Here is a 20786-nt window from a genome sequence, read left to right as displayed (position 1 = left end):
AGGGCCATCGGCGGCGAGGGAGGCCCCTCGGGTTGACCGGGCGCCTAGAGGGAGGGGGTGCGACCCCCTCCCTCGTCAGCCCCGCCGACATCGAAGAGCTCGGGATACGTCATGCCGACCAGACCGAGCGCGACCACGTCCTTGTGCTGGATCGCGCCGGCGTAGGCGGCGATCGCCGAGAACACCTGCTCCTTGCGCTCTACGAGCTCCGGGGGCGCATCTGAACCAGCTCCGTTGATCTCCGTGAGCAGCGCATCGAGCGTTCCGACCCAGCGCATGAAGTGCGTTCGATGCTCATCCCAGTCGACAGTCGGCTCGCCCATAGGTGGCAGTCTGCCTCGTCATGACGACACTCATCACGCTCGCGCGCGTCGCCTACAGCCTCGCCGGGGCTGTCGAGGCCACCGGCATCTCGTCCGACACCATCCGTGCCGCCGTCGCCGACGGCACGCTCGTCGCTCACTACGTGGGCGAGAAGGCCAGCAAGCCTGTCTTCCGCGCCGTCGAGCTCGACGCCTGGATCGCGTCCCTGCCGACCGAGCGCGGCGCCCGGCGGTAGCGCCCCCGGCATCCGCCCCCGGGCCGGCGCGCTCAGGCTGATGTCGCGTCGTGGGGGCAGCTCAGTACGTCCGCCCTCACCGCGCGCGCCAGTGCAGGGCCACCCCGGGCCGGGGGTGTGGGGGCCGACGTCGCCAACACGTCGTTGAGTGCCCTCTGGGGTCAGCACAGGGCGGCGTCACTGCCGCCTGAGGCGCGCGTGACGGTCGAGCGCGGCCTGCGAGCGTGCCGACCTCGGCTCGATGCGATTCGGGTCGCCGGGGCGCGCGGCCTTCTTGGCCTTCCACTCGGCGAGCTCGTCGGGGTCGACGCGCCACGCGCGCCCGACCTTGAAGCCGGGGAGCGTCCCGGCGCGCAACATGCGCAGGACGGCCTCGACGTTCTCGAGGCGCAGGTCATCGGCGACGTCCGCAGGTGTCATTGCTCGCATGGGCAACAGCCTGCGCTATTCCGCGTATCCCGCACGTCGGATGGGTCCGCGCTAGCCCGGACCCCCTGGCGGTGCCGCGGACGCTCGACGGTGCAGCTACGTCACGCCTCCGGCAGCGACTCGAGCCACGCCTCGAGGTCCTTGGCCAGAATGGCGTACCGACGACCGAGGCGCCTGGCCCGCAGGGTCGGGAGGCCAGTCGCGGCCTCGCTGCCGTGGATCGCCTTCTGGATCCGCGAGACGCTCGTGCCGGCCAGTTCGGCCGCTTCGCTGATCGTGTACGCCATGCGAGACCTGTCGCGCTCTACGCGCCGGATGCCCATGCCCCAGCACCGTAGTCCGCAGAGAGTCCGCAAGAGCACCAACCGCACCCAACCGTCGCCAACACTCGCCAGCGCCGTGACCTGCGGGTATGCATCCCAGTCAACACGTGCCGACATCGCTCAACACGCAGGACGTAGTTCGAGCTCTACTACGACGTGTGATCGTCCCGGCCCCCGGCTGCTCCCGGGGGCCGGTGACCTGCAGTGACGAGACCCCCGTCGCCCTCGTGGCGGCGGGGGTCTCGTGTGTCGGCGGGGGCTCGTCGTCGCCGGGTGCTGTCGGCGAGCGTCGTGAGCGAGGCTGACGTCCTCAGACCGTGAAGCGGCCGATGTCGCTGCGCAGCGTCTCCGCCATGCGTGCGAGGCCGCCCTCGTCGTGGCCCGCCGCGGTCGCGACGCCCTCGGCCTCCTCGTCGATGAGCGAGATGACCGACGCGATGCGCTCCATGGCGACGACGACGTCGCGCGCCGCCTCCTGCGCCGCGGCGACCTGCGCGGCGATCTCCGACGACGACTGCGCCACGTCGTCGGACAACGACTTCACCTCCCCGGCGACCACCGAGAACGCCCGCCCGGCGGCTCCCGCGCGCGCCGCCTCGATCGTCGCGTTGAGCGCGAGCAGACGGGTCTGGGCCGCGACCGCACCGATGACGGTGACGGCCGAGTCGATCTTCTCGGACGACTGCGCGAGCCGCTCGACCAGCCGGGTCGCCTCGTGCAGCTCGCGCACCGCGTCGCCGACGGAGTCCCCGAGCGACTGCGCGGACGCGCCCAGCTCGGTCGACGCCGCGGCGACGTGCTGGGAGACCTCCACGGCCTGCCCGACGATCTCGGCCCGTAGGCGCGACTCGCGCGCCGAGCGCTCGGCGGCATCCCGCATGAGGTCGCGTGAGGCGTTGATGCGCCGGGCCCCCTCGCGGTAGGCGCCCGGCAGACCGCGCTCGATGAGCGTGCGGTGGAAGCGCCCCTGGGAGCTCGCGCTGAGCGCCGCGCCCGACTCACGGACGAACGCGTCGTTGACGTCGAGCAGGTGGTTGAGCATGTCGGCGAGCTCGCCCACGGGTCCGGTTCCCGGCTCGACGACGCGCGCCTCCAGGTCACCCGAGGCAGCGAGACGCAGCACGTCGACGATCGGCGCGAGGTCCTGGCCCACCACGTCCTGCCGGGCCGGCTCGACCGACGCCGGTGCGGTCGTCGAACGTCGGAGACCGATCATCGCGCACCGCCGTGGCGGTTGATGACGTCCCAGACGAGCTCGTCGTAGGTCACGCCTCGGTCGGCCAGCTCACGCGCGAGCAGGGCGCTCGAGGCCGCCACCGCCTGGTTGCCGGTCGTGTGCCGGCGTTCTTCCGCGAGCAGGAGGTCGTAGAGGATCTCGATCTCCCGCACCGCGCCCGGCGCGGGCAGGCGCCGGTTGGAGTGGTACCCGACCGTCCGGCCGCCGCGGGACGAGGGCGTGACGTGCGCGAGCACCCAGTAGAACGACCCGTCGCGAGCGATGTTCTTCACGTAGGCGAAGATCTCGTCTCCCGCGCCGATGGTGTCCCACAACCGCTGGAAGAGCGCGCGGGGCATGTCCGGGTGACGGATGACCGAGTGCGGGCGCCCGAGGAGCTCGCTGCGCTCGAAGCCCGAGACGCGGACGAACACGTCGTTGGCGTAGGTGATGCGCCCCTGCGGGTCCGTCTTGGAGACGATGATCTCCTCCCGACCGAACGTGCGCTCGACCGACGTCGGGGTGATCGCGGTTGTCCTCACGAGCGGGCTCCAGGTGTTCGGCGCGACGGATGCGCCTCGCGCGCGACCGCGGTCCATCCATCGACCGCCGCCGCGGCCGCAGGAGGCCTCCCACGAGTGAATCTGCAGGTCAGGACGGGCAGATGGGTGAGCGCGCCACCCGATCGGCCGCGGACCTTCGTCCCGCCGTCGGGTCGCGGGGCCCGTGCGGGGCACCCGCCCGCGCCGGGCGGCGCCGCCGCACCCGGTGACCAGGGCGACGAGGACCCCTGCCGCCCGGTCGACCGCAGCGCTAGCGTTCGCGTGTGACTCGTCGCGCGGCTCGAAGGAGAACCCCGTGAAGCTCGGTACCACGCACCGCATGCACGCCGCTCGCCGTCGAGTCGTCGCCGCGACGACCGCTGCGCTCGCGCTCGTCGTCCTCGGCGCGGTGCCCTCGTCCGCGGCGACCTGGCGATCGTCGGTCGCGCTCCCCGTCGCCAAGAACGCCACGACCGATGTGCGGGTCGGCGAGGACGGCATCACGGACGTCACGGCGGTCTCCGGGCCGTCCGGCGGCCTGTCGCTGACCGTGGTGGGCGTCGGAGCCTCGTCGGGGGCCGTCCCGAAGGTCGCGTTCAGCCGCACGAAGGTCACGGGCGACGTCGAGCTCGTGGAGTCTCCGAAGGGCGGTGCGCTCGTCGCGTGGACGCGCGACACCGCGGTCGAGTGGGACGACCCGACGACCCTCTACGTCGCGGCGCGGGCCGCAGGGTCGACGACGTGGTCCGCCCCGACGAAGCTCGCCTCCGTGCACCTCGGCGGCTTCGACGTGGGTGTCGACCGCTCGGGTCGGTACACGATCGCGTACCGGACGGCCACGGCGACCAAGGTCCTCACGGGCCGGCCCGGCTCCTGGGCGGCGCGCACGCTGCGCGCGGCGCTGCCGGAGGTCGAGCTCGCGGTCGCGCCGGACGGCACCGCCGCCCTGCTCGCGGTCGACGTGGACACCACCGGCGCTGCCGTGCTCTCGGTCGCGTCGCGCGCGTCGGCGACCGGCGCCTGGACCGCACCGACGGTCGTGCGGCGCGACGCGAGCCCGGCGTTCATCTACGGCCGGCAGGCGGTCGTCGCGGCGTCAGGAGGCAGCGTGAGCGTCGCGTGGAACTCGGGCTCGGGCGTCCGCGTCGCGTCCCGCGCCACGTCCACGGGCGCGTGGGCGACCGCCACGGTGCCCGGGTGGTCCTTCGACCTGACCAGCCGCCCCGACGGGCGCGTCGAGCTCGCGACCGATGCGGTCTCGGTGCGCTCACGCTCCCGCACGTCGACGACCTGGAGCTCGCCGACGACGGTCGCGAAGCGCTCCGGCGTCGTCGGCGTCGACGAGGCCGCGGGCGACGCGCGCGCGGCGACCGTCGCCTGGGTCCAGGCGAGCGGCGTCGAGGCGGGCGTGGTGTACGCGCGCGACCGGACGACGTCCGGCACGTGGGGCACGATCCGCAGGGTCGGGTCGACCGCGGTCGAGCAGGGCGACGTCGCGCACACCTTCGTCGAGGTCGCCCGCTCGGTCGCCGGACGTGGCGCTCTGGTGTACCGGTCGACCACCGGCAAGATCTGGCTCCAGCGGTTCGTGTAGCCCGCGCCTCGACCCGCCTCGCCTGGGCGGGGCAGGTCTGCCACGCTCAGGAGATGGAGACGCCCGACGAGGGCTGGCACGAGCGCCGCGTGGTGGTCGACGGTCACACGGTCAGGGTGCGGTGCAGCGCCGACCGCCCCGACCGGCTCCCCGTGGTCCACGTGCACGGCTTCGCGATCTCGGGTGCGTACCTCATGCCGACGGCCCGCCGGCTGGCGGGTCACTCACCGCAGGTCGTGCCGGACCTGCCGGGCTACGGCGGCAGCGAGGGCTGGGGCCACACGCTCGGCATCCCGGCGCTGGCGGACGCGTTGCTGCGCGTCCTCGACGCCCTCGAGCTCGAGCGCGTGGTGCTGCTCGGCAACTCGATGGGCTGCCCGATCAGCCTCGAGCTCGCCCACCAGGTCCCGGACCGTATCGACCGCACGGTGCTGGTGAGCCCCGCGGGCGGCGTCCAGAACCAGCCGCTGGGCCGTGCGCTGCGCCAGCTGGGCCAGGACGTGCTCCGGGAGAGCACCCGGATGGCCCCGGTCGCACTGCCCGACTACGTGAGGTTCGGCCCGGTCAACGCGTTCCACCTGTTCAGCGAGCTCACCCGGTTCCCGTCGCTCGAACGGCTCCTGCGCACGCCCGTGCCGGCGCTGGCCGTGCTCGGCAGCCGCGACCCGCTCATGCCGCCGCCGCGGCGTGTGCGCGAGCTGGCGCAGCTCGCCCCGGCGCACGTCACGGTGGTGCTCGTCGAAGGGGCGGCGCACGCCGTGAACTTCAGCCACCCTGGCGAGCTCGCGCACGTGGTGCGCTCCTGGCTGGACGGCGAGGAGATCGTCGACGACCCCGACGAGCCAGGCCAGTCCCGTGTGCTCCAGCTCGGCGGGCGCTAGCGGTCCTCGTCCAGCACGTGCCGCACGACGAGGTCCTCGAGCGCGCGGTCGGCCAGAGCACGGAAGTGCCCCGGCGTGCGCAGCACCACGGCCTCGCGGCCGTCAGGCCCGCGGGCGTCGGGGACGTGCGGGTCCCAGACGCTGCGCACCGGGACGATCCTCTCGTCCACGGTCCGGTCCACCACGAGCGCGAGGATCGCCTCGTCGTGGGGCACGAGCGCGCGGACCGCACGCAGCGGGACCCACCGCGCGTAGCGCGAGCCGACGAACGGGGTGTTCACGGTGATCATCGAGGCGATGCGCGGGTCGTCGGACACCAGGTCGTCGATCATCGCGCGCTTGCCGATCAGGCCGCCTTTGCTGTGCGCGAGCAGCACCACGTCGTGCAGCCCCAGGGCCGCGATCGACGCGCGCAGGAGGTCGGCGGACTCCGGCACGGGCCGGCGGTTGCGCCCCAGCGACGGCACCGCGTGCACCCGCAGCCCGTGCTCGTGCAAGCGGCGCGCGAGCGGCCTCAGGAAGTGCCACGCCTCGTACACGCCCGGCACGAGCACCACGGGCCGACCTCGCACGGGCGGCCGCGCGAGCTCGGCGGCGCCGCCGGGCCGCAGCCATCCCGCGACGATCCACCGCACCGCGAACTCGTAGTCACGAGCGCGCCACGCCAGGTGCGCGCCGGCGCGCCGGTGCGCCCGGCCTTCCTGGCGCGGCACACCGTGCACGGGTACGTCAGCGGACGCTGGCAGGGCTCGCCGCCGGGTCGACGTCCGCCGCGTCGGCCGGCCGCGCCGGCCGCGCAAGGAGCGAGACGACGAGCAGGACCAGGATCGCGACGATCGCGGTCCACCCCACGAGCGCGGGCGTGACCCGGTCCGCCAGGACGATGACCAGTCCCGCGACCGACACGACGACGATGCGGACGAACGTGCGCTGCTCGTCGAGCCACCGTCCGACGGGCCCGGTGGACACCCCGTGCCGGTCGCCCGCACCGCGCACCGCCGCCACCCCCCGCGACCACGAGCGGCGCAGCGAGCGGGCCGCGGTCGTGCCACCCGCGACGAAGGCCACGATCGCGACGACGAGGCCCAGCACGGCGACCGCGCGCAGCGCGATCCGCAGCAGCGAGATCACCTGGTCGTAGACGATCACCGCCACGTCGGGCCGCTGCACCGCCTCGGGCAGAGACTCGGTGTAGAGCGTGCGGCCGACCGCGAGGCCGACGCCCAGGAGCAGCATCGCGCCCGCGAGCGCGAGGCCCGCCACGACGAGCGCGCGCGAACGGTGCCGCGAGGCGAGCACGCCGCCCGCGAGCAGCAGCAACGACACCCACGGGAGCCACGTCCCGGCGGCGTGCAGGAGCCGGTACGCGCTCTGCAGACGCACCAGGTCCGCGCTCTGCATGAGCGGGAACGACGCGTCGATGGCGGGCAACCGCTCGAGGATCGTGAAGCCACGGTCGACGAGGAGCTGGGTCACGGCGTCGACGACCGTGGCGAGCTGGACGCTCAGGGTGCCGTCGGCACCGATGCTCGCGAGCGCGTCCGGGTCGCCGCGCAGCGCGGCGACGAGCTGCTCGTGCGCCGTGCGGTTGGCCTCGGTCCACGCGGTCGAGAACGCGTCCGAGGTGACGACCCGTTCGACCCCGCGGCGCACGAAGTCCGTCGCCGCGCTCGCGAGCGGCGCTTGCAGCGACTCGACGAGCGTCGAGACGCGCGGTGGGAGCCCGAGCCCGGCGAGCGCGGACGTGGCCTCGGTGGCGAGGTCGTCGACTCCGACCGCGTCGACGATCGCCGTCGTGATCCGGTTCGTCACCGCCTGCTGCACGGCGGGGTCGTCGGCCAGGGGCGCGACGGTCTCGACCCAGCGGTCGGTGTCGTCGATCAGCCCACCGGCCCAGGAGGCGATCACCGCGACGGGCGCGAGGAGCGCACCGAGCAGCAGGAGCACGACCGCGAGCGTCGAGCGTCCGACGTGCCGGGGCCCGCGCGGCACCGGCGCTGCGACGGGCACGGGTGAGGTCACGGTCGGGACCGCGTCGAGCTGCTCCCTGAGCCGCGCGTTCTCGGCCTCCAGGGCCGCGAGCCGTTCGCGTACGGCGTCGTCCCCGACGGGGACCTCGCCGACGGGGACCGGCTCTGTCAGCTGGTCCGCCGGGGGCGCGCCCGCAGCAGGGCGTCGGGGCCGGGAGCCCCTCGCTTCGCGTGGTGTCGACTGGTCCGCCATGACACACCTCCGTGAGGTCACGCTGGGACGAGCATGGCAGCATCTGCCCGGCGGTGCGCGTCCGCAGGTCCCCGCACCGGTAGCGTCATCGCGACGACCTGCTCGCCCGATCCTGCTCGAGACGACGAGGACCGATGCCGAAGCTCCGCCCCACCGCTGTCGACTCCCGGCGCCCGCCGGCGTGGCTGCCCCGCGCCCTGCTCATGACCGGTGTCGCGGTGTTCGCCGGGATCTTCATCTGGCGCTCGCTCGGGCTGCTCACCAACGTCATCACGATCCTCGCGTGGTCGTGGTTCATCGCGCTCGCGATGGAGCCGCCGATCCGCTGGATCGTGCGGCGCGGCGTGCGCCGCACGCGTGCGACCGGCCTGGTCATGCTGACGGCGGGCGTCCTCATGACCCTCGTGATCGCCCTGTTCGGCAGCCTCTTCGTCCAGCAGGTCGTCGACTTCGTCACGCACCTGCCGGAGTACTACGCGGACTTCGCCGAGTGGCTCGACAACCGGTTCGGGACCCAGATCCCCACGGCGGACGAGGCGCTGGACACCCTCGGCAAGCACTGGCAGTCGCTCGCTCCCGGGATCATCGGCGCCGGCGCGTCGCTCATCGGCGGCATCTTCAACGCCACCTCGATCCTGCTCGTGACGTACTACATGGCGAGCGCCGGCCCCCGCTTCCGCGCCGCGGTCCTCGCGTACCTCGAGCCGAGCCGTCAGCGCGAGGTCCTGCGCCTCTGGGAGGTCTCGCAGGAGAAGGTCGCCGACTTCATCAACTCGCGCCTCGTGCTCGCCGCGCTCTCAACCGTCTTCACGTGGATCTTCCTCATGATCGTCGAGATCCCCTACGCGCTCCCGCTCGCGGCGTTCACGGGCATCGTGTCGCAGTTCGTCCCGACGATCGGAACGTACATCGGCGGGGCGCTCCCCGTCGCGGTCGCGCTGACGATCTCGCCGCTCAAGGCGTTGCTCGTGGTCGCGTGGATCATCGCCTACCAGCAGCTCGAGAACTACGTCTTCTCCCCCAAGATCTCCGCCCGGGCCCTCCAGCTGAACCCGGCGGTCTCGTTCCTGGGCGTGATCGGGTTCGGCGCCGTGTTCGGCGCGATGGGCGCGTTCCTCGCGCTGCCCGTCATGGCGACGATCCAGGCCGTCGCGTCCACTTACGTGCGGCGCCACGAGATCGTCGACGACCCGCTCCTGCACGAGGACGTCGAGGCCCTGCGTCGCAACCGCGGCTGGGAGGACGTCGCCGAGGCCGACGAGCCGACCGCCGACCGATCGACCAGCGACCAGCCGACCGGCGACCGACGGACCCGCACGTGGACCGACCGCATGCGCCGCCGCCCCGACGCCACGTCCCCCTCGACGTCCCCCTCGACGTCGCCGGTCGCTCCGTCGGCGACCGAGGAGGACCGCACGACGGACTCGTCGGAAGACTCCCCCGATGCCGACGACCACTGATCGTCGCTCCGAAACCTCCGGTGCCCGAGCCGAAATGATTCGGCCCTAGCCCCTCCGTGCCACGGCTGACCACAGTCGGTCGACCAGGCAACCGCGCGAGGGGAGACATCGTCATGTGGAGCACACGCAGGAGGGCGACGGCCTGGTGGGGGGCGGTGGCGCTCGCCGCCGTCGGCGCGATCGCGGCGGCAGGCGCACCCGCGAGCGCGGTCCAGACCACGACGAACGTCGCCTACGCACCCGCCGACCCGCAGGGCAGCCGCGGCCACCTGCTCGACCTGTACGTCCCGGACGGCGCCGGGCCTTGGCCACTCGTCGTGTGGTCCACGGGTTCGGCGTGGACGTCCGACGACGGCAAGTCGGGTGCGAACGCGATCGCGCAGCAGCTCAACCCCCGCGGCATCGCCGTCGCGGGTGTGAGCGTGCGCTCGAGCTCGCAGGCGAAGTTCCCTGCCCAGGTGCACGACGTCAAGGCGGCGATCCGCTTCCTGCGCGCCAACGCCACCCAGTACAAGCTCGACCCCGCCAAGTTCGCGACCATGGGCGACTCCTCGGGTGGCTGGGTCGCCGCCATGGGTGCGCTCACGGGCGGCTTCTCCTCGCTCGAGGGCACCATCGGCACGGTCGGCGTCTCGAGCGCCGTCCAGGCCGGCGTCGACTTCTTCGGTCCCACGGACTTCGTCAAGCTCGCGCAGCAGGACCAGGGCGGCTGGATCGACCACAACAGCCCCGACGCGCCCGAGGCGCAGCTGCTCGGGTGCGCGATCCCGACCTGCCCCGCCAAGGCGCAGCAGGCCAACCCGATCGCCTACGTCGACGCGAACGACCCGCCGATGATGCTGCTGCACGGCCGCAGTGACAACGTCGTGCCGCACGCGCAGACCGAGATCCTGTACGACGCCCTCAAGGCCGCGTGCGTCGACACCCAGTTCTTCTCGGTGCCAGGCGCGGGTCACAGCCACGCCGACGTGACCAGCTCGTCGCGCTTCGGCCAGCAGACGGTCCGGACCACCGACGGGTGCCGCGAGAGCGTCACCCAGGGCACGCCGAACCCGAGCTGGGACACCATCGCCGCGTTCCTGAAGGACGCGTGGGGATCAGGCCCGCAGCCGAGTCCGACGCCGACGCCGACCCCCTCGCACACGATGCCGCCGACGCCGACGCCCACCCCCACCTACTCGCACACCCCGTCCCCGCCGGCCACACCGACGCCCTCTCCGACGTCGCAGCCCAACGCCGGCTGCACCGCGACCTACACGCTCGTGAACGGCTGGCCCGGCGGGTTCGTCTCGGACGTCAAGGTCACCGCCGGCAGCACGCCGCTGAACGGGTGGCGGGTCACCGTCACACTGCCGTCCGGCTCGGTGACCAACGTGTGGAACGGCCAGGCGAACGGCGGCGCGCAGATCACCGTCGCCAACGCACCGTGGAACGGGCAGGTGAACGCAGGCCAGAGCACGACGTTCGGCTTCCAGGGCACCGGGTCCGGCGCTGGGGCCACGGTGACGTGCGCGGCAGCATGACCTGACGGCGTCGTCCGACGGCTGATCGCCGGACGACAGCCCCGACGGAGCGACGCCTGCGACGAGCGGCGTGCACGGGTCTCCTGTGCACGCCGCTCGTCTGCGTGGTGCGCCCGCTCCCCGCGCGTGCTGTGACGCGCGCGTGACGCCCGTGAGGCGCAGCCGGTCGCACGCTGCCCTTCGGGGGCTGCGACGCGGGCGTGGGATCCGCGGGCTTCCTCCGGTCGACGTGCTCGCGCCGGCCGGTCGTCGCGCGAGGAGGAAGCCATGGCGACGCTCGTCGTACCCGGAGTGCAGGTCGAGACGCGGTTCGACGTCCTGCCGCCGCTACCCGCGTCGTCGGGCGTCGTCGGCATCGTCGGCATCGTCGACCGGCCACCCGTCCCCGCCGCGCTGGTGGGGCTGTCCCGCGCGGCCGAGATCCCCGGGAGCCTCGGCCCCGGCACGGTCGCGTCGGCTCCCGAGATCGTGCACGCGCTCGCGAACGGCGCCTCGGAGGTGCTCGTCGCGCCGGTGACCGGCGGGGGCGCGGCCTCGCTCGTCCTGCGCAACGCGGTGTCGACGGACGCCGTGCTGCTGCGCGCCCGGTCGGTCGGCACGTGGGCCAACCAGGTCTCCGTCGACGTGCGGACCGTGACGAACGCCGCGGGCGAGACCGTGCGCGTGAGCCTGCGGGTCCTGCGCGGCGGTCAGGTGGTCGAGGAGTTCGCCGACCTCGTCGTCGAGCCCGGCTCCCACCAGGACCTGCTGGACACCATCAACACGCGATCGCTGTACCTCGTCGCGCTCGACCCGTCGCTCGCCGACACGCTCCCCGCCGCGGGCACCTACGTGCTCCCCGCCGACGGCACGGGCGTGGACGTCCCCCGCTCGGGGGCCGCTCAGACGCTGTTCACCCTGCTGCCCGAGGCCGAGGTCGACCCCACGGGGCTGACGGTCGAGATCCTGTCGCCGTCCGCCGACAACGTGCGGGTGCGGGTGTTCCGGGACGGCGCGCAGTCCGAGGAGTTCACGCGCCTGACGATGAACCCCGACTCGGCGAACTACCTGCCCGCGGTCGTGCTGCGCGAGAGCGCGCTGGTGCACGTCCGGCAGGCGTCGTCGCTCGCCGCACCCGACCGGCTGCCCGTCGCGATCTCGCCGACGCCGCTGACCGGCGGCACGTCGCCGTCGGCGGCCGACTACCAGGACGCGATCAACCTGCTCGCGACCGACCCCCGGATCAGCCTCGTGACCGCGTCGCTCGAGCCGACGCGCACCGAGGCGTTCGTGCAGGTCGTGCACCAGGCGCTGGTCGCGCACGCGGTCGCCCAGGCCGACGCGGGTGCGCCGCGGATCGCCTTCGGGTCCGTCACGGTCGCCGAGCAGACGAACCTCGACCGGATCCGCGACCACGCGGCGGGCGTCCGCAACCGCAGGTTCGTGCTCGTGACCCCGGCGGGCGCTGCGGGCGCCGTGATCGGGTCGGTCGCGCGCACCGGACCGTCGGTCTCGCCGACGTTCAAGCCGGTCCCCCTGTTCGGTATCCCACCGGCCCGCTACACGGACAGCGAGCTGAACCGTCTGCTCGGCCCGACGCACAACGCGCTCGTCGTCGCCGACCGTTCCGGCCGCGGCGTGATCGTGCTGCGCGGCCTCGACACGACCGGCGACCAGATCTCGGTGACCCGTGTCGCCGACGCGTGCGTGCGCGAGGTCAAGGCGATCGCCGAGAACTTCATCGGCGAGCTCAACACCGTCGACGCACGCACCGCGTTGCGCCAGCAGATCGTCGCGACGTTCACGCGCATGGAACGTGCCGGCGAGCTCGTGCCGTCGACCGACGGCACCGACCCCGCGTTCCTGGTCGACGTCTACTCGACGCAGCTCGACTTCGCCCAGGGCAACGTCCGCATCGACATCGCGGTGCGCCCCGTACGGGCCATCGACTTCGTCTACGCCACCATCCGCGTGAAGAACTGAGAGGCGCGTCATGCCCACCGTGTATGCGGCCAACGAGAGCTCCGTCCTGGTCAACGGCACCCCCGTCGAGGGCGTGCGCTCGGTCGAGCACCGCTCGGCCACGGTCCGCCAGGACCTCTACGCGCTCGGGTCGTCCGAGCGCATCGGCGTGGTCACCGGGCCGCGCAACGTCGAGGGCCGTATCCGGGTCGCGTCGTCGGCCCCGGACCTGGACGCGCTCGTCGGCGACGACTTCTTCCAGATCACCGCGCCGCTGCGGCAGGGCGGCACGACCGTGACCGTGAGCTTCGACGAGTGCCTCATGACGGAGAAGTCCTTCGCGATGAGCGCCGGCGGGCACGGCGAGACGGTCTACGCGTTCACGGCGACGCGCGTGCGCGAGGAGCGGTGAGGTCGGTCGACCATGAGCGGTGCGGTCCAGCTCGTCGCCGGTGGCGAGGTGCGCGTGGGCGACGCGACGTACCCGGGCGGGGCCCTGCCTGACGGCCGGGTCGCCCTGCTCGGCGTCGCCCTGCGTCGGCTGCGGCTTGCTGAGCGCGACCGTCTCGTCTCGCTGGTCACCGGGCTCGTGCCCGGGTCCGACGAGGCACGGACGCTCGCGGGGCTCGTCCTCGCGGCCGCAGCCACGCCGGGCGAGCCGCTGCCGCGGGACGACGAGGAGCGCGCGGCGGCCGAGGCGGTCGCCCTGCACCTGGCCGGCGCCGCGCTCGACGGACCGCTCGCCCGCACCCGGCTGCTCGTCGCGCGGTCGGCGGGCGCTGCCGCCGACGAGCTCGCCGCGGCCGACGCCGACGTGCTCGCGGCCGAGCTCGCGCGCGCGGTGGTCGCCGACGACGGCTGGACGCGCCTGGTCCTGGACGCCGCCGATGCGTCCGGTGGGAGGCCCGGTGCCGTCCGTGACCGCCTGGCGTCCGCGCTCCTGGCCCGCGCGACCGAGCCTCTCGAACCCGCCCTGGCGCGCGCGCTCCTGACCGGGCCGCTCGAGGACGTCACCGACCCCGGCGACGACCCGCGCTGGGCGGACGCGCGCGCGTCCGGTGCGCCCGACTCGCGGTGGCCGACGAGCGCGTCGCTCGACCTGGTCGGCGACGGCGGTGCCCCGTGGTCCGCCGATGACGCGAGCACGAGCGCCGACGAGCACGCCGTCACGACCGGTCCAGTCGTCACGACCGGGCACGAGGGAACGCCCGACCCGGACCTCCTGACGGGTGGTGCCGGAACCGGTACGACGACCGACCCGGCGGCGCGCCGAGAGCTCGCGGACCGCCCGGACGGCGCCGGCCTGGCCGGATCGCCCGCCGTCCCGCCCGTCCTGACACCCGCGGCCGGGCCGGTACCCGCTGCGCGACGCGACGTCGTCGCGCCAGGCACCTCGGGCGGCAGGCCGTTGACGGCCGGGCCGCGCCTCAGCCCGCAGTCGCCGCCCGGGACGCTTCCCGAGCGCTCCCCGCAGGTCGACCGATGGGGCGCGCCGGTCGGCGCCGCAGCGCACGGCCCGCTCGCGACGACCACGCCCGAGCGCGCCGGAGGCACCCCTGTCGGCGGCGCCTGGGCGACCGAAGCCGGCGCCACCACGCCCGCGAGCGCCGGCGCGCTCGCCGCGACAGCTGTACCGAGCACCCCGGGCGCGACGCTCATGCGGCCGTGGCCCGCCGCGGCGCTCCCCACCTTCCACGATGCCTGGGACTCGGCGGCCTCCACGCGCACCGACGGGCCCGGCACCGCGCCGAGCACCGACGAGCTCGCGCTCGCGCTCCACCGCGCGGCCGACCTGCGAGGGCTGCGCCGATGAGCCTGCCCACCGGTCTGCCCAGCGGGCTGCCTTCGACCGCCCCGTCGTCGGGCGCACGCCCGATGCCCGTGATCGGCGACGTCACGCTCACGGCCGCGCAGCGCGTCGACCACGCGCTCGACGGCGGCTTCGTGGACGTGCCGGTGCTCGGGCTGCAGGGGTACGCGCAGCAGCGCAGCGGCCGCCCGAGCCACCGCATGGCCATCGCGGCCGTGCTCGCCGGGCCGACCGCGCTCGACGACCTCGCCGCGCTGCAGACGCTCGCGGCCTCGGGCGAGGCGACCACGTTCTCCGCGGACATCGTCACCGCGCTCGAGCTCCAGCAGGTCGTCGTGACGCGCCTGGCCGCGAGCGAGGTCGCCGGGCGTCCCGGTGTCGTCGAGATCGTCGTCGAGCTCGCGGAGAGCCCGCCCCTGCCGCCGCCCGCCCAGCTCGCCGGGTTCGGCGGGCTCGACGACTTCGGGCTCGGCGACCTGGGCTTCGACACCGACCTGCTCGGTGACCTCGCCGACCTCGCGGGCGACGTCGCCGGGGCCGTCGAGGGTGCGCTCGCGGCCGTCGACGCGCTCTCCGCGCTCGCAGGGCTCGCGTCGTTCGACTTCGACGGCGTGCTCGCGCCCGTGCAGGACGTGCAGCGCTCGCTCGAGGACTCGGGTGCGCAGCTCGGCACCGCGCTCGACGCACTGGGTGGGGTGTTCGGCTCATGACGCTGACCACCGGCGCGACCGTCACGCTCGACGACCTGCAGTACACCGTGCAGATCAGGTCGGTCGCAGCCGAGCTCGTCCTGCTGCCGGGCGTCAACCGCGTCGAGGTCGCGATCGCCGCCGGGGTCGACGTGCCCGCGAGCACGGGCGCGCGCGCGAGCGTCGAGCTCGACGGCGGCGACGGCGCCGCGGTCGTCATCACGGGGACGGTCGACCACGTCGCGCACACGACGACGGGGGCCGTGGTCGTCGTGACCGACGCGGGCGCCGCGCTCGCGGCGGCGCGGCCCGCCGAGACCTACAACGGGCTCACCGGCGTACAGGTGGTCGGCAAGCTCGCCGACCTCGCGTCGGCGGACACCGGACCGGTCGCCGCGCTCACGCAGACCGCCGCGTACGTGGCCGACCCGCGGCGTACCGCCGCCGAGCACGTCGCGGCGATCGCCGCGCGCTCCGACGCGGTCGCGGTCGTGGACGCCGAGGGCCGGGTCACGGTCGTCGCGTGGCCCGTCGGCGTCCCGACGGCCGCGATGCGGCTCGACCGCGAGTTCACGTCGTTCACCACGTCGAACCACACGCCCGGGCACGACTTCACGCCCGTGGGAGCGGGCGGATCGGGTGCCGCGCTGTCCCCCGACGTGTGGGTGCCCAGCACCGAGGCGGTCACGGGTGCCGACGACCCCGACGGCTCCCGCACGTGGACGCCGGACCCCGTCCTGCGCACCCGCACCGACGTCGACCTCGCGGCGCGCGGCGCCACCAGCCGCCGGGCCGCGTCGACCGCACGCATGCGCGCCACGTGCTGGCTGCAGCCCGCACGCCGACCCGGCGACGTCGTGCGGATCGACGAGACCACCGACTCGGCGCAGGCTGGGCCGTGGCTCCTGACGTCGGTGCGGCACGAGCTCGCCCCCCGGCTCGCACGGACCACGCTCGTCGGCGTGGCCGCGGGCGCGTCCGACGACCTGCTGGGCGGGCTGCTCGGCGGGCTCGCCGGCGGACTGGGAGGCCTGCTGTGACCGACCTGCTGTACGACGCCGTCGCGCGCATCGCGCGCCACGAGGCCGACGCGCGCTCGTGGGTGACGATCGGCTCGGTCACGGACGTCCACACGACCGCCGCGGGCACGCCCGACCACAGCGTGAGCGTGAAGCTGCGCGACTCGGGCGTCGTCGTGCCGCACCTTCCGGTCGCGGTGGGGGCGCTCGGGTTCGTCGCGACGCCCGCGGTCGACGACCTCGTCGTCGTCGCGTTCGCCGACGGCGACCCGCACGCGGGTGTCGTCGTCGGACGCCTCTACCACCGGGACCTCGCACCGCCCGAGAACGCCGACGGCAAGGTCGTGCTGCAGCTGCCGCCCGGCGACACCAAGGTCGACCTGCAGATCGAGGCGGCCACACCGCAGATCACGTTGACGGTCGGCGACGTGCAGGTCGAGATCGCGCAGGACTCCGCGAAGGTCACGATCGGCGACTGCGCGCTCGTCGTCGACGGCGCCTCCCCCGGGACGCTGACGGCCAAGGCGAAGGACAGCACCCTGACGCTCGGCGGCAACGGCGAGGTCAGCCTCGAGGCGTCGTCGAAGCTCACGCTCAAGGCGCCCGAGATCGTCATCGACGGCTCGGGCAAGGTCAAGGTCTCCGGTGGCGTCGTGGAGGTGAACTGATGGGCTCCCCCGCGGTCGGCCAGGACGCCCAGGTGGTGGGGGTCGACATCCACATCGTGCTCGTGCCCACCCCCGCGGGCAGCGTGCCGACGCCGCTGCCGCACCCGTTCGTCGCGAAGGTCTCGGGCGCGACCGTCTCGACCGTGAAGATCGCCGGCAAGCCCGCGGCCACGAAGGACAGCACGACCGAGAACAGCCCGAAGCACATCGCGATGCCACCTGGCGTCTCGTTCCAGTCCCCGCCCAGCGACGCCGGCACGGTCGACCAGGCCTCGAGCACCGTGAAGGTCGGCGGCAAGGGGCTGGCACGCGTCGGCGACCTGGTCACGACCTGCAACGACCCGAGCGACCAGACCACGGGCGCGATCATCGGGCCGGTCGGGACGGTGATGGCCGGATGAACGACGTCCTCGGCACCGACCTGCGCGTGCTGCTCGGCCCGCCCGCGATGGGCGCGCACGACGGCTCGGCGCTCGACCTGCGCCTCGGCGCGGGCGTGGTGGACCGCGCCGCCGACGGGCCGCTGCTGCTCGACGGTCGGCACAACCTCGGGCAGGCACTCGTGCTGCGGCTCCTGACGCCGCGCGGCGCGCTGAGCGACCTCGGCCACGGCGAGTACGGCTCGCGCCTGCACGAGCTCATCGGCGAGCGCAAGGACGAGGCCAGCCGCGCGCGGTGCAAGACCTTCGTGCTCGAGGCCGTGGCGGCCGAGCCCCGGGTCGAGGACGAGGTCGTCGAGCTCGCGTTCGACATCGCGTCCGAGGGGCCGTCGGAGCTGCGCTTCCTGCTCACGGTGCAGCCCGTCGCGGGCGGCGAGCCCGTGTCCGTCGGACTGGGGGTGGACCTGTGAACGGCCTGCCGGACGGCTTCTCGCCGCGCCCGTACCCCGAGATCGTGCGCGACACGCTGACCACGCTCACGGGCGGGACGGTCCGCGAGGTCGTCACCGTCCCGGCCGGCGACCTCGTCGTGCTGGACGCGCTGCACGACCGGCCGATCCGCCGCGTCAGCCACCTGCAGGGCACTGTCGAGGTCACCCGGCCGCTGCGCGACGTCAACGGCGACGTCGTGCGCGACGCGCAGGGTGAGGCGGTCAGCGAGACCGTGCCCGTGCCGTACCGCTTCACCGACGCGGACTTCGAGGTCGTCGCCACCGGCCAGCACGGCGCCGAGCGCGACGCGATCCGGTTCCGCCCGACGGGCCGCAAGCCCCCCACGGGTTCGACGGTCGTCGTCAACTACTACCCGTCGCAGGCCCGGCCTGCGCCCATCACCGACCTCAACGTCGGCTCGGTCGCCCGGACGCTGCTCGAGGCCGTGGCCCGCGAGCTCGCGCTCGTCGAGCTCCAGCTCGAGGCCGTGTACCGCTCGGCGTACGTCGAGAGCGCGCAAGGGACGTCGCTCGACAAGGTCGTGGCGCTCGTCGGCATCGTCCGTCGTCCCGGGGGCGTGCCCACCGCACGCGTGCGGTTCACGCGCTCGGCCGGGTCGTCCGGACGCATCACGGTGCCCGTCGGGACCGTGGTCGCCGACGCGCACTCGAACCGGTACGCGACGACCGTCCCGCTCGTGCTCGAGGTCGGCGAGGAGTCCCGCGAGGTCCTCGCCGCTGCGGTGTCGCCCGCGACCCCCGCGGTCGGCGCGGGTGAGCTCGACCGGCTCGAGGTGCTCATCGCGGGTATCGGCGAGGTGGGCAACGAGTCGCCGGCGGCAGCCGCCGGTGGAGCCGAGTCGGACGACGACCTGCGGCGCCGCGCACGCGGCGCGCTCGCGGTCGCGGCGCGCGGCACGCTCGACGCGCTGACGATGGGCGTCAAGAACCTCGAGGGCGTGCAGGACGTCACCGCGACCGAGTTCCCGCACGGCCTGCCCGGTGAGGTCGCGCTCGCCATCGCCTACGACGGCGAGCCCACGCCCGAGCTGCTCGCGCTCGTCGCCGAGCGCATCGAGGACCTGCGCCCCGCGGGGATCCGCGTGACCCCGGGCCGCACCGCGACGACACCCGTGCAGGTCACGGCGACACTCGTGCTCGCGGGGACGGGGGTCGGGGGCGCCGAGCTCGCGTCCCTGCAGGCGGCGCTCGAGGAGCGGGTCACCGCGGTGCTGCGCGACCTGCCGCCCGGCGGCACGGCACGTCCGGGCCCGCTGTCCGCGGCCGCGCTGTCCGACCCGCGCATCGTGGACGCGACGTTCGGGCTCGACATCGGCGCCGGGCCGCAGCCGTCCGTCACGGCACCTGCGGGCACCGTGCTCGCACCCGTCGCCCCGTTCACGCACCTCGTGAGCACCGAGGGCGGCGCGGGCCCGGGGGCGACGGTCCTCGTCGACGCGCTCGTGCCCGTGCACCTCTCGCCGGGCGTCACCGCGAGCGACGCGGAGCAGGCGATGGGCCTGGCCGCACGCTCGTGGGCCACCGCCCTGCGGCCCGGCACCGCGATCACCGTCGACGCGTTCATCGCCGCGGTGCGGGACGACACGCGCTACGCCGTGGTGCGCAGCGACGTCGCGCTGACCACCGAGGCGGGTGACCGGTTCCTGCGCCTCGCCGACGGCCTGGGCGCACACCCGCTCGGCACCGACGACCGCGCCGAGATCCGCTCGGTCGCGCTCGACGTCCGCGAGGGAGGTGCCTGATGCGCACCGACGCCGTGCTCGAGCACCTGCCGACCCTGTACCGCGAGGGCGAGGTGATCGGCTCGTTCGCCGGCACGTGGGGCGTGCAGCTCGACGGGCTCGACGAGGCCGGCGTCTCGGTGCAGCGCGCGCACTGGTTCGACTCGACGCCGGACCTCGACGAGGCGGTCGCCCTGGCGGCGCTGCTCGACATCCCCCCCGAGCCGTTCCACGCCGGGCTCGGCGAGTTCCGCGCGTGGGTGCACGCGATCGTGCGGGCGCGCCTGCAGCTCGGTGCGGTGACGCGCGAGGCGCTGCGGGCGCTCGTCAGCGACTACGCCGAGGGGTTCCAGCAGGCCGCGGGGATCCGCACGGTCGCCCGCATCGACGCATGGGCCGCAGACGAGCGCGGCCCCCAGCTCCTCGACAACCCTCCGCGCATCCGGGACGCACGCCTGCCGGACTCCGGCGGGTGGGAGCCCCTCGCGCACCTCGAGGTCGAGAACCGGGGCCTCGACCCGGCGCCCTGGGCGGTCGTGCTGCGCGGCATCAGCGAGGCGCCCGAGCACTCACCGCTCGTCGTGAACCGCACCACGGGCCACGCCGTGCTGTTCCGGGGGTCGCTCGCCCTCGGCCAACGCCTGACGATCGCGCCGTCGGCCGCCGACCGCGCACTGCTTCGGGCCGACCTCGACGGCAACGACGTGACCGACCGCCTCACGGTCTGGACGGACCTGACCGCGGGCGCGGGTGGGCCCGGCGACCCCGCGACCACGCTCGCGGCCGGCGCGCTCGCCCGCGGCACGAACGTCCTGTGGTTCCTCCCGCTCGCGACGTACGACTCCCCCGGTCTCGGCCGGTACCTGCTCGCGATGGCCGACGACACGCTCACCCAGGCGCGGTTCGACACGACCGCGTTCGACCGTTCGCTGTTCGCCCAGCCGGCGCTCGTGTCCGCGCGCGTCGCGTGGGTCGAGGCGCAGCCCGCCACGCTCGAGGTGCGCCTGCACGCCGCGACGCTGACGTCGCAGCCGGGCGGAGCCGAGGACGCCGTGCTCGCGCGCGGGCGGCTCGAGGCCGGGCTCGACACGGCGGTCGACCGCACCGCGGGTGCGGGGATCGCGGCGGACGTGGTGCTGCGCGCGTTCACCGAACGACAGCCGGGCGAGGCGCACCTCGTCGGGATCTGGCCGCGCACCTTCCGGGCCGCCGGCCCGACCGGCGCCGACTCGCTGCCGGACTCCGGCGCGACGTTCGACGTGACCGACTTCGACGACTCCGTGCTGAGCTGAGGGA

At 74.3% G+C, this 20786-nt stretch carries 22 protein-coding genes; 15 read left to right on the top strand and 7 right to left on the bottom strand.

Going from position 1 to position 20786, the window contains the following annotated elements; translation table 11 throughout:
• Positions 1-44: 44 nt before the first annotated feature.
• Positions 45-323, bottom strand: a complete 279-nt coding sequence (locus CGE01nite_RS08285; protein WP_141370190.1) for a hypothetical protein — start codon at positions 321-323, stop codon at positions 45-47.
• A 20-nt stretch (positions 324-343) separates the two neighbouring features.
• Here CGE01nite_RS08285 and CGE01nite_RS08280 point away from each other — a divergent pair, with 20 nt between their 5' ends.
• Entirely contained in the window at positions 344-559 is a 216-nt protein-coding gene (locus tag CGE01nite_RS08280) for a helix-turn-helix transcriptional regulator (RefSeq protein ID WP_141370188.1), read from the top strand.
• Positions 560-736: 177 nt separating this feature from the next.
• On the opposite strand, the gene CGE01nite_RS08275 is transcribed toward CGE01nite_RS08280, so the two are convergent.
• From CGE01nite_RS08275 to CGE01nite_RS08260, 4 genes are all read right to left on the bottom strand, one after another.
• Positions 737-988: a helix-turn-helix domain-containing protein gene (locus CGE01nite_RS08275; RefSeq protein ID WP_141370186.1), complete on the bottom strand. Its 252-nt coding sequence runs from the start codon at positions 986-988 to the stop codon at positions 737-739.
• 101 nt (positions 989-1089) lie between these two features.
• Positions 1090-1275, bottom strand: a complete 186-nt coding sequence (locus CGE01nite_RS16940) for a helix-turn-helix domain-containing protein (protein WP_170210924.1) — start codon at positions 1273-1275, stop codon at positions 1090-1092.
• Between the two features lie 346 nt (positions 1276-1621).
• Complete coding sequence (locus CGE01nite_RS17460; RefSeq protein ID WP_141370182.1) at positions 1622-2527, bottom strand: methyl-accepting chemotaxis protein; 906 nt, start codon at positions 2525-2527, stop codon at positions 1622-1624.
• Positions 2524-3069: a PAS domain S-box protein gene (locus CGE01nite_RS08260; RefSeq protein ID WP_170210923.1), complete on the bottom strand. Its 546-nt coding sequence runs from the start codon at positions 3067-3069 to the stop codon at positions 2524-2526. Before CGE01nite_RS08260 ends, CGE01nite_RS17460 begins: the two co-directional genes overlap by 4 nt.
• A 316-nt stretch (positions 3070-3385) precedes the next feature.
• Between CGE01nite_RS08260 and CGE01nite_RS08255 the strand changes: the two genes are divergently transcribed.
• Both CGE01nite_RS08255 and CGE01nite_RS08250 read left to right on the top strand, forming a co-directional pair.
• Positions 3386-4663 carry a hypothetical protein gene (locus CGE01nite_RS08255; RefSeq protein ID WP_141370178.1) on the top strand — a complete coding sequence of 426 codons (1278 nt, stop codon included), beginning with the start codon at positions 3386-3388 and terminating at the stop codon, positions 4661-4663.
• 53 nt (positions 4664-4716) lie between these two features.
• Positions 4717-5544, top strand: a complete 828-nt coding sequence (locus tag CGE01nite_RS08250) for an alpha/beta fold hydrolase (protein WP_048341911.1) — start codon at positions 4717-4719, stop codon at positions 5542-5544.
• On the opposite strand, the gene CGE01nite_RS08245 is transcribed toward CGE01nite_RS08250, so the two are convergent.
• Together CGE01nite_RS08245 and CGE01nite_RS08240 are read right to left on the bottom strand one after the other, a co-directional pair.
• Positions 5541-6257 (bottom strand): esterase/lipase family protein, encoded by a 717-nt coding sequence (locus CGE01nite_RS08245; RefSeq protein ID WP_170210922.1) that lies wholly within the window; start codon positions 6255-6257, stop codon positions 5541-5543. The genes CGE01nite_RS08250 and CGE01nite_RS08245 overlap by 4 nt on opposite strands.
• 16 nt (positions 6258-6273) lie before the next feature.
• Positions 6274-7566 carry a hypothetical protein gene (locus CGE01nite_RS08240; protein WP_255318488.1) on the bottom strand — a complete coding sequence of 431 codons (1293 nt, stop codon included), beginning with the start codon at positions 7564-7566 and terminating at the stop codon, positions 6274-6276.
• A gap of 335 nt (positions 7567-7901) precedes the next feature.
• On the opposite strand from CGE01nite_RS08240, the gene CGE01nite_RS08235 reads away from it, so the two are divergent.
• The 12 genes from CGE01nite_RS08235 (at position 7902) to CGE01nite_RS08180 (ending at position 20782) form a co-directional block, all read left to right on the top strand.
• Complete coding sequence (locus tag CGE01nite_RS08235; protein WP_141370173.1) at positions 7902-9227, top strand: AI-2E family transporter; 1326 nt, start codon at positions 7902-7904, stop codon at positions 9225-9227.
• A 155-nt stretch (positions 9228-9382) separates the two neighbouring features.
• A complete protein-coding gene (locus tag CGE01nite_RS08230; protein ID WP_170210921.1) occupies positions 9383-10750 on the top strand; it encodes a cellulose binding domain-containing protein in 1368 nt (455 codons plus the stop codon).
• A gap of 267 nt (positions 10751-11017) precedes the next feature.
• Positions 11018-12712 (top strand): hypothetical protein, encoded by a 1695-nt coding sequence (locus CGE01nite_RS08225; RefSeq protein ID WP_141370169.1) that lies wholly within the window; start codon positions 11018-11020, stop codon positions 12710-12712.
• A 10-nt stretch (positions 12713-12722) separates the two neighbouring features.
• Positions 12723-13103, top strand: coding sequence for a hypothetical protein (locus CGE01nite_RS08220; RefSeq protein WP_048341910.1), 381 nt, complete (start codon positions 12723-12725; stop codon positions 13101-13103).
• A gap of 12 nt (positions 13104-13115) precedes the next feature.
• Positions 13116-14504 (top strand): hypothetical protein, encoded by a 1389-nt coding sequence (locus tag CGE01nite_RS08215; protein WP_141370167.1) that lies wholly within the window; start codon positions 13116-13118, stop codon positions 14502-14504.
• Complete coding sequence (locus CGE01nite_RS08210) at positions 14501-15211, top strand: hypothetical protein (protein ID WP_141370165.1); 711 nt, start codon at positions 14501-14503, stop codon at positions 15209-15211. Before CGE01nite_RS08215 ends, CGE01nite_RS08210 begins: the two co-directional genes overlap by 4 nt.
• A complete protein-coding gene (locus tag CGE01nite_RS16935) occupies positions 15208-16230 on the top strand; it encodes a hypothetical protein (protein WP_048342161.1) in 1023 nt (340 codons plus the stop codon). Before CGE01nite_RS08210 ends, CGE01nite_RS16935 begins: the two co-directional genes overlap by 4 nt.
• On the top strand, positions 16227-16877 hold the full coding sequence (locus CGE01nite_RS08200; protein WP_141370163.1) for a phage baseplate assembly protein V: 651 nt from the start codon (positions 16227-16229) through the stop codon (positions 16875-16877). Before CGE01nite_RS16935 ends, CGE01nite_RS08200 begins: the two co-directional genes overlap by 4 nt.
• The gene (locus tag CGE01nite_RS08195; protein ID WP_048342159.1) at positions 16877-17278 is read left to right on the top strand and encodes a PAAR domain-containing protein; all 402 of its coding nucleotides are present in this window, start codon (positions 16877-16879) and stop codon (positions 17276-17278) included. Before CGE01nite_RS08200 ends, CGE01nite_RS08195 begins: the two co-directional genes overlap by 1 nt.
• Entirely contained in the window at positions 17275-17727 is a 453-nt protein-coding gene (locus CGE01nite_RS08190; RefSeq protein WP_141370161.1) for a hypothetical protein, read from the top strand. The genes CGE01nite_RS08195 and CGE01nite_RS08190 overlap by 4 nt, the downstream gene beginning before the upstream one ends.
• Positions 17724-19511: a baseplate J/gp47 family protein gene (locus tag CGE01nite_RS08185; RefSeq protein ID WP_048342157.1), complete on the top strand. Its 1788-nt coding sequence runs from the start codon at positions 17724-17726 to the stop codon at positions 19509-19511. Before CGE01nite_RS08190 ends, CGE01nite_RS08185 begins: the two co-directional genes overlap by 4 nt.
• Complete coding sequence (locus CGE01nite_RS08180) at positions 19511-20782, top strand: hypothetical protein (RefSeq protein ID WP_141370159.1); 1272 nt, start codon at positions 19511-19513, stop codon at positions 20780-20782. The genes CGE01nite_RS08185 and CGE01nite_RS08180 overlap by 1 nt, the downstream gene beginning before the upstream one ends.
• Positions 20783-20786: the final 4 nt, after the last annotated feature.

The sequence above is a fragment of the Cellulomonas gelida genome (assembly GCF_006538725.1).
Lineage (GTDB): Bacteria > Actinomycetota > Actinomycetes > Actinomycetales > Cellulomonadaceae > Cellulomonas > Cellulomonas gelida.
This window is presented reverse-complemented; position numbering and strand designations above follow the sequence as displayed.